Source organism: Niveispirillum lacus, assembly GCF_002251795.1.
Taxonomy (GTDB): Bacteria; Pseudomonadota; Alphaproteobacteria; order Azospirillales; family Azospirillaceae; genus Niveispirillum; species Niveispirillum lacus.
The window spans coordinates 1-11,219 of sequence record NZ_NOXU01000005.1 but is presented as its reverse complement, the minus strand read 5'-3'; the positions used below and the strand labels follow the sequence as shown (position 1 = coordinate 11,219).

The 11,219-nt window shown below is 55.3% G+C and carries 10 protein-coding genes; 5 read left to right on the top strand and 5 right to left on the bottom strand.

The annotated features are described in order from the left end of the window. Positions 1–168 precede the first annotated feature (168 nt). Both CHU95_RS00120 and parA read right to left on the bottom strand, forming a co-directional pair. The gene (locus CHU95_RS00120) at positions 169–405 is read right to left on the bottom strand and encodes a hypothetical protein (RefSeq protein WP_094452505.1); all 237 of its coding nucleotides are present in this window, start codon (positions 403–405) and stop codon (positions 169–171) included. Then, positions 402–1,031 (bottom strand): ParA family partition ATPase, encoded by a 630-nt coding sequence (gene parA, locus CHU95_RS00115; RefSeq protein WP_094452504.1) that lies wholly within the window; start codon positions 1,029–1,031, stop codon positions 402–404. The genes CHU95_RS00120 and parA overlap by 4 nt, the downstream gene beginning before the upstream one ends. Positions 1,032–2,114: 1,083 nt before the next feature. Here parA and CHU95_RS23165 point away from each other — a divergent pair. From CHU95_RS23165 to CHU95_RS00100, 3 genes are all read left to right on the top strand, one after another. Continuing rightward, complete coding sequence (locus CHU95_RS23165) at positions 2,115–2,381, top strand: YgiT-type zinc finger protein (protein WP_094452502.1); 267 nt, start codon at positions 2,115–2,117, stop codon at positions 2,379–2,381. A gap of 31 nt (positions 2,382–2,412) precedes the next feature. Next, entirely contained in the window at positions 2,413–2,853 is a 441-nt protein-coding gene (locus CHU95_RS00105) for a DUF29 domain-containing protein (protein ID WP_094452500.1), read from the top strand. A gap of 116 nt (positions 2,854–2,969) precedes the next feature. Continuing rightward, complete coding sequence (locus tag CHU95_RS00100) at positions 2,970–4,763, top strand: GIY-YIG nuclease family protein (protein ID WP_094452498.1); 1,794 nt, start codon at positions 2,970–2,972, stop codon at positions 4,761–4,763. 230 nt (positions 4,764–4,993) lie between these two features. Here the strand turns inward: CHU95_RS00100 and CHU95_RS00095 are convergent, their stop codons facing one another. After that, positions 4,994–6,904, bottom strand: coding sequence for a relaxase/mobilization nuclease domain-containing protein (locus CHU95_RS00095; protein ID WP_094452496.1), 1,911 nt, complete (start codon positions 6,902–6,904; stop codon positions 4,994–4,996). After that, positions 6,901–7,212, bottom strand: coding sequence for a plasmid mobilization protein (locus tag CHU95_RS00090; RefSeq protein ID WP_094452494.1), 312 nt, complete (start codon positions 7,210–7,212; stop codon positions 6,901–6,903). Before CHU95_RS00090 ends, CHU95_RS00095 begins: the two co-directional genes overlap by 4 nt. Before the next feature lie 289 nt (positions 7,213–7,501). Here CHU95_RS00090 and CHU95_RS00085 point away from each other — a divergent pair, with 289 nt between their 5' ends. Together CHU95_RS00085 and CHU95_RS00080 are read left to right on the top strand one after the other, a co-directional pair. After that, positions 7,502–7,804 (top strand): hypothetical protein, encoded by a 303-nt coding sequence (locus CHU95_RS00085; protein WP_094452492.1) that lies wholly within the window; start codon positions 7,502–7,504, stop codon positions 7,802–7,804. Next, positions 7,801–9,696 (top strand): type IV secretory system conjugative DNA transfer family protein, encoded by a 1,896-nt coding sequence (locus CHU95_RS00080; protein ID WP_207762320.1) that lies wholly within the window; start codon positions 7,801–7,803, stop codon positions 9,694–9,696. Before CHU95_RS00085 ends, CHU95_RS00080 begins: the two co-directional genes overlap by 4 nt. Before the next feature lie 627 nt (positions 9,697–10,323). Here the strand turns inward: CHU95_RS00080 and CHU95_RS00075 are convergent. Further along, on the bottom strand, positions 10,324–11,219 hold an 896-nt coding region (locus CHU95_RS00075; RefSeq protein WP_207762319.1), incomplete at its 5' end, for a replication protein RepA.

Genomic DNA, 11,219 nt, shown 5'->3' with positions numbered 1-11,219 from the left:
CTTCTCGTTCTGCGCGGACAAAACTAGAGCATCGTCCTTTCTCGGCTTCACAGATGACACCGTAGGAGCCCTCACGCCTACCAAGGCCCCCGCCTGTATTGGCTCTTGTTCGCGCTTCTGGCCCATGCATCACGCCCCATTTTAGCCGCTAAAATCTTAAATACGATTTTACTGATTTCCGTATTTCTGTAAAAGTATCTCGCGCACTTCGTCAGCGATCTTCGTTCCCCGCATTGCGCATGATGTCTTAATGGCCCTGTGCAAGCTCTCGGGCACGTCGATAGTGAGACGCTTCATTTGCTCAGGTTCATCACCGTTGCTCCTGCTGTCCACCCATGCATCAACAATTGTAGGAGTGGCTTTGCTGGTCGGCTTGGCCCCGATCTGGACCTTCTTCGTGCTCATTGCATCAACTCCAATAGCTCGGCCACCACGGCCTCAATCTCGACTGCTGCAGAGCCTTTCTCATCAACCTCATGTACGGCTAAACCTTGGGCAGCCGCTTCCGCAAACACAACACGCTGCGTAACGCTGGCGGTCAGGACGGGCACCCGATAAGCCGCAAGGGCTTCTCCAACGTCTCGACCAATTGCTGTGTTTGCGATTTTACGATTAACCAGAAAAGCGGCTTTAAGATTTTCCTTATAGACACGAGCCTCCCCAATGAGCTTCACAACCTCGTCCGCTGCCCAAATGTCGTAAGGAGATGGCTGCACCGGGATCAACACTACGTCAGCGGCCATTATCGCCGAGCGAGCAAGGTCGGTGACCCGTGGGGGGCCGTCGATGACGATGTGGTCATAGCCTTGCCCGATCTGGGTGATCTCTTTGTGGATGGTCGCCCTGGGCAATCCAACCACGGAAAACAATGGCTCCTCATTACGAGCAGCCGCCCAATCCAAAGCACTGCCTTGGGGGTCAGCGTCGATCAGCAACACCCGCGTCCCATTCCGCGCCAAACTTGCGGCTAGGTTTACGCTGAGGGTGGTTTTGCCAACGCCGCCCTTCTGGTTCAAAAGGCCAACGATCATGAAGCCATCCTTTATGATTATACGCTTATGTAATTTTACGATTAATTACAAAACCGTACAAGCGCAATTGCGACCGAGACATCTGCTGGGATCACGACACGAAAGTGAGCATATTGTCAGACTTACGCGAACGTTATGCGGACATGCCCTTGAAGAGTTCCAGTTTTCTGGGAGCATACGCCAGAAGCAAAGGCACCTTGATAGATTAGGGAGCCCTTGCTTTCATGATTGGCAGTGAATTAAATGATAAACATAGATTCACATGGATGCAGTATTTATTATATCTATAAATAAATTATAAATACAAACATGATGCTCGAAGAGAAATCTAAAAACGAAGAACGCTAACTGAGAAATCATGCGTTTTTTGAAATTATATATTTTTGATTTAATTTTTTTCATCTTAACCTCCTTTCTGTAAAATATTTATTTACACTATATTAACATATAATACGACATATATCAATACTTGCTTAAAATTTATTTCATAGGCCCGCCTTGGAGCTAAAGTACTTTAGCGATGATATTCAGAAGAAACCGCCCATTTTTTATTATGTAGTTATTATTTGTTCGGCATATAAGGTCATTAAATGCAATCAATTGCCTCTCCCCCTGCCCGCCAAGACACAGGGAAGGTAGGTGGTAGCCACTCAGAACCCATCCCGATGGCCCGGCGGGTGTACTGATCAGCCGTGACGATGCAGCTTTGAGCCAGGTCCTTAAGCGTAAGGACGATCCCTCTATTAGGCGGATAATCGAAACTGCAAAATCTTATCAAAAATGGTAATATAATTACCGATCGAGCATGCCGGCGCGGCGCGGTGTAGCCGCCCCCCGGCCCGGTCACTTCCTCCACCCCTGCGTGTCGTGCGCGCGAGATTGGGCGTTATGGAAAAACAGCGCGGGGCGCAAAAACGCAACCAATGGGGCGTGGCGTCAGACGCCTGCCTAGGACGGTGCTGACGAGCAAGCGACCTGCCAAGGAAGTGCGCTGTTGCCAAACTATGGTGGCTGCCACAAATAGCCTATGCTGCTGCCGTCAGGGAAGGGGCTCGGCAGCCCATCACAGATGGAGCCAGGTACATGACAATGAATCCGACCAGACCCTGCCCTTCCTGTGGCGGGAGGATGTCGAGAGGAACCGAAGCCGAAACGCTCCGCCTGGCTGGTCATTCCCTGACCTATCAGCAACCCGGCTGGCATTGCGCCGATTGCGAGGACGGCATACTTGAAGGGGCTGATAATGAAGCGGCAGATATAGCCCTTCGTGAATTGAAGACAATGGCGACGGGGGCCTCTCCCCCCTACCGCTGCAGCATTAGAAAAGCTGCCTTAGAGGATGTGCAATGATCCCCATGGTTTCGAAGTGTGGAGGCGCAACATGAGCGGAAATCTCTATGAAACGGATTTCTACGCCTGGGCCAATGAACAGGCGGCACTGCTGCGGGCTGGCAAGCTGTCGGCGGCAGACATCGAACATATCGCCGAGGAAATCGAGAGCATGGGTAAGACCGAAAAGCGTGAACTCATTAGCCGCCTTAAGGTTCTGCTTATGCACTTGCTGAAATGGCAGTTTCAGCCCGCTGGTCGCTGTGTTTCGTGGCAGTTAACGATCAAGGAACAACGTCGAGAGGTTGCTGACCACCTGTCCGACAACCCAAGTCTCAAGTCTCGCCTTTCCGAGACCATGGAAAACGCCTATGGCGTCGCCATTATTGCGGCTGCGCGCGAAACGTCGATATCTGAAGAGACCTTCCCGGCTGAATGCCCCTGGTCCTTCGACCAGATCATGGATGCAGGGTTCTGGCCGGATCAGCACTGAGCGGTGTGTATGAACTTTCCTGTAATCACTACATCGTTCATTCGCCTTATATGGTTCTATAATTGGCGACGTTTGCACGATGGGATTGGTTTTTAGAGTATAAAAAGGGGATTATCATGTTTCGTGGTTACATTTACATGGCTCGGATACCTGAAACAGGGCATATCTACATCGGACAGACCACTTTAACTATTACTTCTAGGTGGATTCAGCACGTAAAGAGAGCTGCAGAAGGTACGAGCAAGATGTCTCGTGCCATTATGGAGTATGGTGAAAATGCTTTTGAAGTCACTGAGGTAGATCAAGCCTACTCACAGTATGAACTTAATTTGAAAGAGCAGTTCTGGATTGAGGAAACTGGGGCTTACACTGGTGAATTCGGCCTCAACTCTCATGCAGGTGGTGAGCAAGCAGCACCTGTAATCGTAGATGGCGTTTTCTACCCTGGCATTAACAAGGCCGCTGAAGCACTAGACATTCGGCTTGAAGCACTGCTGAAGCGTATTGCCGATCCTCACAACACGACACACCGTTACGCTGTTGCCAGCGAGATTATCACTGAGCAGGTGCTTCCTGAGGGCGACCTTGAAGCTGAACGGAAGCTGGCAGGAATGCTTGATGCATTCACGGATGGCGAGAGGCTGTTCTCGTCTTATTATCGAGCAGCAAAAAAACTTCGCATTTCTATGCCAGCAGTTCGTAGAAATATAGATCATAAAGTTGGTCACTGGCGTCGGGTCACCGATGATGAAAGAGCATTTTTGTTGAAATGGGTACCTGACTGGTATGTGATGAGGGGCTTTACAACACTTTGCCATTTGAATAATATGGACAGATGGGGTATTTTATTTAATAGGTTTCAAGAGGTTATTAACCACAATCTTGTCTTCCGTGGCGGAAACTTACACTCTCATGATTTTTACGGCGAGATGAGTAAATGCATGTTTGGTGCGTCCGTAACGGGCGATTCAGCTGCTTTTGAGATTATCAAGACCGGCAGCCATGATGAATTTGTAGTTTGGGATGTAGTGCCTGTGCGCTCCCCAGACCATGCACTTAATCATACTACCGGTTTCATAGCCATATACCATAAGCCCAAAGAGATTCTTGAAGGAGCTGAAGAACTTCTCACAAGAGTACGCTCAAATGAGAACCGAGAGGATAGTCTTACTAAGAAGTTAAAAGCCTCTAGAAATCTCGTTGTTCCCGAGAGAAATATGAAAATGTTGCAAGATTGGGCAGTGTCAATATCTGGAAAAATTGATCTTTGCAATGACATGCAATATATAGTTATTGCTGATTTTGATAAAATATCAGAAGTAATAGTAAAAGATGGAAATAAATGGCTTGCATCTTTCATAACTTTTAAAATTTATAGCTGGGACCGTACTGTTCAGTCAGAGGAAGATGCGATTAATCATAACAAATGTTATGATTCTCGTTTCTATGATACAAGTCAGTATTCTTATCAACTCCAAGAGCATCCGAAAATATGGGCTAAAATTATTGAACAGTGGCGGTCAAGGAAATTTGACGGCCCACAGAAACCTAACCTGTCCTTTCGTTATATTATTCCGCATGATATAATCAAATTGTTAAACGAAACAACACGTATCCAAATTATTCCAATGAACGAGGTTCCTGATGTTTTAGATCATCCTATTGGAATTCTATCTGCTACTAAGCACAATGGAATTGAAAATTCAATTAAAGTAGAAATTAAATTTGTTGGAAAACCTGGAGAGCGTACTAAGGATTTATCGGATCAATTTATGTCCTTAAATGGTAAGACCATAGGTATGTATTTAATAGATAGCATTAAACAACAGCCAAGTTATATCGCCGCTGGCTCACACACTCATAGTGTTAGTTTCATAGCCACGCGGTCCGACAATGTGATTGACTGTTGAGTTTATATTTTATAATTATCCTATTCTATTGATAGGCAAACTGAACGAGGATAGGGGACTTTAATGGAAACTAATGTAAAGTTTGTACTTGATCACCTGACCACACCGGGGATGGTAGCTGCCTTCCTTCGTGCAGCTGCGGAGCAGACTGCCGGCGATCACGAAAAATTAGTTGATGCAGTTACCTTGGCGGTAAAAGCTCTGGATCGCATACAAGGACTCGAGTCGGCTTAACGGCTCCACCCCTTCGGCCCCTGCCCCCTCTCCTGGTCCCGCTTCTGCTGGAACCGCTCTAAAGCCTCCTGTCGGCGCTGCTCTATGGCCTGCATCTGCTCGGCCTTCTGGCGCTCGTGGATCTGTTCCATCCGCTGCGCTAGATCCGGGCGCTGTGCCGCAACGTCCTTCCGTGCCCGCATATGGACGGTTTCAGCGTCCTTGCTGACATAGCCTTCCCCCAGGAACTCCTTAAGCTGGTTGACCTCGTGCAAGGCGTCCCGCCGCGCCTTCTCAGCGGCGGCGGCTGCCTCGTGCCAGGACTGCCGGGCCGCCTCATAGCGGGCCGTGGCACCGGGCACAAACCGCGCCATGCCCTCCGGCTCCCTGGGCTGCTGCCGCTTCACCTCGTCGGAATAGCGGTCTGCTGCCGACCATTCCTTTTCGACCACCGCAAGCCGCTTCTGGGCCTGCTGGCGTAGATCGGCGGTGCGCTCGGCCACCAGGGCTTTCCATTCCGCCTCGATAGCTCCATCGGTCGGCCGCTCGGCCGCCGGTGCCGGGTCCATCGGTCGGGCCGGGCTGGCAGGCGGTCGCGCGGCCTGGGCGGCCTGCTGGAAGGGGACCGGACGGGCCTGCTGTGCCGGCGTCGGGGCGATGGCCAGCCCATCCATGCGCTGCAAATGGCGGCTGGCCACCACGTTGCCGAGGGTGGCTTGTGATTTCAGCCAGGTGCGAAAGTCCGGGGCCTGGTGGCGCGGGATCGCCTGTATCTGGGCCTTGGTCTGCTGCCACCTGGCTGCGGCCTTGGCATAGTCTTCCCGCCGTCGCCGCTCATAGCGGCTGTCGATCATCCCATACAGCATAGACCCGCCAAACCGCCCGGCGACGGCGCGGGCCAGGGCCTTGCGGCGCTGGGCTTCCTGGCGGCGGGCTTCCGCCTCCTTGGCCCGAATGCTGCGCTCCAGGCTCCACGCGGCGGCGCTCTGGCTGGTCACCTCGGCCTGCCGGGATTGGCGCGTCTGGCGCAGCCACTCAGCCCGGAAACGCTCGTACTGCTCCCGCATCCAAGCCGCATCCTCTCGGGCCTGGTTGTCGGGGCGGCTGCGGACGCTGGCCGTGGGCTGGGGGTCACGCTGTCCGGCCTGTCCGGGACGGTCCTGCCCGGCCTGGTAGTCGGCCCACGTCTGGCCGAACCGCTTTTCCAGCTTGCCCCGCGTCCACTCGTTGCCGGTGACGGCAGAGACGGCAGCGCGCTCGCTGCCGTCCGTCACCACAAGCCCCTGTCGATAAGGCTGCAGGGTGAGGCCGCCGCGTTGCAGCCGGTCGGCCAGATCGTCCCACGACTTGGCTGTCTTGAACGCCTCTGCCGCCACGTCCGCCACGATCCGGGCGAACGGCTCCCGGCCTGTCCGGTCCTCGTTCCACTGCTCACCGGTGGTCGCCTGCCGTGCGGCTGGGGCCTGTTCTGCCCCTGCCTGCTTCCATGAATGATGGCCGGGAACCGCCTGCAAGCCATAGTCGATTTCGGCCTGTCGGCAGACCTGTTCACACTTGGCAAAATCGTGTGAAACTTTCTGCGCTTTGTATGTCTCTGGATTCACCCGGTTCCATACGACATGCACATGGTCATCGCCATGTTGAACGACAACGCGCTGGTGTCCGTCCAGCCCTAGCGCCTGCTCTGCCTTATCGACCACAGAAAGCCACTGCGCGTCTGTCAGGTTCTCCCCTTCCGCCACCCGGAACCAACGGTGATAAACCGGCTTCTGGACGCGCTCGGACTGCGCCGCTACCGCGCGCATCTCGGTTGCGGCGGTGCGTTCGGAGAACACGCCGCGCAGGTCCAATACCCTGGCGTCTTCCTTATCGGTGACATAGGCGACGGCCCCCTTGAAGCCGTTGCCGTGGCTGACGCCGCTTATCATGCCAGCCCTTCCATAATCGCGCGCAGGTCGGCAAGAACCGGTTTCAGGGCTTCCGCCGCTTCAACGTGGCCGGTCCTGTTCGCCTGCTTGGCAAGCTGGTTCAGGTTGTTCCCGACGCGGGACAGGGCGGCTATCAGCGCCATGGTGTCACGGGTGCGGGGCGACTGTTCAAGCGCCACGGCGCGGACATAGCCCGCAACGCTCCGGTTGGCAGCCTGGGCGCGAGCGGCAAGCGTCTCCCGTTCCTCATCCGATAGACGGATGGGGAGAATGTGGGGACGCTTCCGGGTTTCGCTGCCGCTGCTCATCTGTCCTTTTCCTTAGCCGACCTATCCCCATGAGCGAAGCGAACGGGATAGGTCGGCGGGGGTCCAGGGGGCTTTCCCCCGGCAAGCGCCTAGAGAGAACCGCCACCGCGCGGTTAACTCTAGGCATTGCTTGCTCCTATCCCGCTAAACCGACCAAACCAAAACGCTTCACAAGGTCTATGCGCTGAAAGTGATGATACCACGGACAGGCAGGTTTTTGAAGCTGTGGCGTCGTGACACGAGTTTTGATAAGGATTTTTACACGTAACCTGCATGGAGAAACCGCGACATGACCACGACGAATGATGCCATTTCCAAGGCAGCCAGCGCACTGGATGCACTGGAACCGAAAGCCAAATCTCCGCGCGGCATGATGGCCGTTGTTGATGCGCTCTATAACAAGATCACGGACGCCATCGATAAGGGCTATTCCTATGAGGAAATCGCCAAGCTGCTGGAAGAAAGCGGCTGCAAAATCAGCGCCTCCACCCTGCGCCAATACTATTCCGAAAAGAAGAAGGCGAGCGGCACGGCGCGCAAACGCCGCCAGACCGCGCGCAAGACAGATGACAAGGCAGAAGGCGGTTTATGATGCACGAGACGGCAAGCTATTTCGGTGACTTTGGGACACGGCTGGGAAACATCACAGAGGTCTTTGCCTGGACCATTATGGTGTTCCTGGCGACACTGTTTTTCGTGAAGAAGAAGACAGTGCGTCAGCGGGCCTTGATCCGCGCGCCTGCCGCTACTTTTGTCCTGGCCCTTTTCGTCTGGGTCATTCACGTCATAGCCCCGGCGGCGGTCAAGTATCTGGCCCCGCTCATGGTCGGCGGCGTCCTCGCTCTTGCCGTCATTCCGCCGCTGGTAACAGGCATCAAGGGCAAGCCCCCGCTGTTGAAGCTGGAAGGGCCTGCCATCCTGGCCGCTATGGTGACGGTCGCCGTGGGGGCCTTCATCATCGCTTTCCTGCTGCCTGCATGGATCAGCTACCCTCTGGGCGCGCTGTTTGCCGCTGGGTCGATCCTGTCCCTTGCTGACAGGGGATTTGCCTTCAATCTTGCCAAACGTGGCGGGGGGCAGCCGTCAACCGGTCCCATGGGAACCGATGGCCTGGAAGTCAGCAAGAATAACCCCCTGCACGGCTCGGCGGGCTGGGGCACCCTGGCCGATGCCAGCGGGGCCGGGCACATTCCACCCCGCCCGCAATCGGGTTTCATGCTGGGGCGGCTGTCCGGCAAGCCCTTCCTGCACACGGGCCACGTCCTGACCTGCGCACCCACCGGAGCGGGCAAGGGCATAGGGGCCGTGATTCCGAACCTCCTGGCCTATCCTGGGTCGGCGGTGGTTCTCGACATCAAGGGCGAAAACTACGCTGTCACAGCCCGCCGCAGGGCCGAACAGGGCCATAAGGTCTTTGTCCTCGATCCGTTCGGCGTCACCGGCCCGGCCCGTGACGCCTTCAACTGGCTGGATCGGCTCAACGTCACGCATCCCGACTGTGTAGGCGAGGCTGCGAACCTTGCTGAATGCCTTGTCGTCCCCTCCGGGGGCGAGGGGGCGCACTTCGACGAAACCGCCCATAACCTCATCCAGGGCTTGCTTCTGCACGTCGCAGGGCTGCCCGATCCGTCCCGGCGTCATATAGGCGAGGTCCGGCGGCTCCTGACGCTGGATGAACCGTCTTTCCTGGCCGTCATGGCGGACATGGTGGCAGACCCTGGCACGGCCTACGGCGTCCCGGCGCGGGCTGCAAACTCCCTCATGTCCACTGGGGATCGGGAGCGGGGCAGCATCCTTTCCACCGCCCGGCGGCATACCGCCTTTCTGGATGATCCCCGGATCGTGGAAGCCGCTGCCCGGTCCAGCTTCGATTTTGCCGACCTGAAGGCCGGGCCGGTGACAGTCTATGTGGTCATCCCGCCGAACCGCCTGGAACAGAACAAGCGGTTCATGCGCGGCTTGATCGGCTCGGCCCTGGCTGCCCTGACGGCAGATGCCAGGAAGCCAGCCCACAACGTGGCGTTCTTCTTGGACGAGTTCGCCCAGCTCGGGCGCATGTCGATGATTGAGGACGCGATTAGCCTGGTGCGCGGCTATGGCATCTCGTTCTGGATTTTCGTGCAGGACATAAGCCAGCTACGGGGCGTTTATCCCAAGTGGCAGACCTTCACAGCCAATGCCGCAAAGCAGTTTTTCGGAACCGCCGATTTCGACACGGCCAAATACATCAGCGACAGCCTGGGCAGTGCCACGGTCGTATACGAAACCGAGGGCACGTCACGGCAGTTCATGAAAGCCTCGTCCAAATCGAACAACGAACAGTTCACGGGCCGGGCGCTGCTGACGCCGGATGAGGTCATGCGCCTGGGGCCGGCAAAGCCGCTGGTGTTCCTGACCGGCGAACGGCCCTATCTGCTGGATCGGCTCAATTACCTCAATGATCCCGGCTTCTCTAGTCAGTTCGACCAGAACCCGTATCACTGAGGCTGTAGGATGAAGCGCCAGGAGGCGGTTTCTCTGCCTCCTGGCGAGCATAAATCCGGTGTCCTTCAGACCCGACAGGGCAGGACAATCGACATATGACCGCTCCTAGCCTTGTTCCTGGCTTTGCATGGCTGTTGGTGAGCATGGTGAGCGGGTGACTGAGTATTCCTAGATTTTCTCCACAGGTCGGCTCTGACTAACTACCGGCAGAATTATAGGAATAATTTAAAGGTAGAATCTTAAAGGTTTAGGGGGGGGGCGATCTAACGAACAAAGGGGGGGCGATCTAACGGAGAGAATCCGATTCTCAGGGGGGGCGATCTAACGAACAAAGGGGGGCGATCTAACGTGGATAAAGCTTCGTTCTCATCAGACTTTTCCCCGACCTCCTAATCGGCCCCCGACGTCCTGAACTGTAGGGGAAGCATGGCTGCATTCACGATAGGTTCCACCGCTTGCATGCAATGGAATGCAAGCACATTTGGCGAACAACCATGCTGTCGCCGGCATGGCGCTTGGAGAAGCTCCACTTGTATTCGCCGAACGTGAAGCTGAAGCCCTGACGATCTCGCTCCCGGTAAGCGCCCCTGTAGCCCTCACAAAGGGGGGCGATCTAACGGAGTTTAGCTAAACTCCGGGACCGCCCTTGTAGGGGATCGGCGGCGGAGAACCCAGCAACAGAACCCCGCCGGTTACGGGCTTCACCTTCGCTTGCGGGTAAACGGCCATTACCTTTTTAAGCGCAGGTAGAAACTCCTTCTTAAAATCCTTATCCGGGTCTTTTCCCCTATACTCCTGGGCAAACTGCTCACGCAGATTAGTCCAGTACAGTGTAACACCACGCCCTTGAATGCGGTGTAATCGGTGAGCGAGCCAGCAATATATATCTAGAGCCAGTGCCGAACCTTTAAGGGCAAGTAACGCCCTATTGTCGAGCGGGACGGCGCTATCTTTCAGTTCCGAGAAATACTCAGTGGATAATGTCATGGTGCCGGGCCATAGCGCCCGCTGGTGCTCGTCTTTGTTGGAGACCCAGGCATCAAACTGCCTGATCGGACTCATGTTTGGAACATTCCGCCCCTTGTACCCCATCTGTAAACGGCAGGCAGCCAGGGCGTGCATCTGCCGACGCAGGGTCGTATACCGCGCCCCCTGATCATCCATTCCCATAAGACGAAGGAATTCTGCCGCACTATCTCCGAGAGGAATCACGGGGGTATCGTTTCGCATAGCGAACGTTGAAACCCACGCCAACGCCAAGCGGGGCATCACCCCATAAGGTATTGGCTGCAACACAGGCCCATGACCTTCGTCCAGAACACCGGCCTGAATGTTAATCCAGGTAGCTCCTGATTGACGCAGGAACTCCCGCCCCTCGACCTTGGAACGCGGCAATCCAACTTGGCATAACACCGTGTGAGTGAATGCCATATCGCCGCCAGTGGGAGGGGTGGCGATAATCTCTGTCGCAGCATCCAACAGCTTCTCGTTCTGCGCGGACAAAACTAGAGCATCGTCCTTTC

Excerpts from the sequence above, each read along its gene's own strand:
- CHU95_RS00120 (WP_094452505.1), bottom strand. The coding sequence starts at position 405 with ATGAGCACGAAGAAGGTCCAGATCGGGGCCAAGCCGACCAGCAAAGCC.
- parA (WP_094452504.1), bottom strand. The coding sequence starts at position 1,031 with ATGATCGTTGGCCTTTTGAACCAGAAGGGCGGCGTTGGCAAAACCACC.
- CHU95_RS23165 (WP_094452502.1), top strand. The coding sequence starts at position 2,115 with ATGACAATGAATCCGACCAGACCCTGCCCTTCCTGTGGCGGGAGGATG.
- CHU95_RS00105 (WP_094452500.1), top strand. The coding sequence starts at position 2,413 with ATGAGCGGAAATCTCTATGAAACGGATTTCTACGCCTGGGCCAATGAA.
- CHU95_RS00100 (WP_094452498.1), top strand. The coding sequence starts at position 2,970 with ATGTTTCGTGGTTACATTTACATGGCTCGGATACCTGAAACAGGGCAT.
- CHU95_RS00095 (WP_094452496.1), bottom strand. The coding sequence starts at position 6,904 with ATGATAAGCGGCGTCAGCCACGGCAACGGCTTCAAGGGGGCCGTCGCC.
- CHU95_RS00090 (WP_094452494.1), bottom strand. The coding sequence starts at position 7,212 with ATGAGCAGCGGCAGCGAAACCCGGAAGCGTCCCCACATTCTCCCCATC.
- CHU95_RS00085 (WP_094452492.1), top strand. The coding sequence starts at position 7,502 with ATGACCACGACGAATGATGCCATTTCCAAGGCAGCCAGCGCACTGGAT.
- CHU95_RS00080 (WP_207762320.1), top strand. The coding sequence starts at position 7,801 with ATGATGCACGAGACGGCAAGCTATTTCGGTGACTTTGGGACACGGCTG.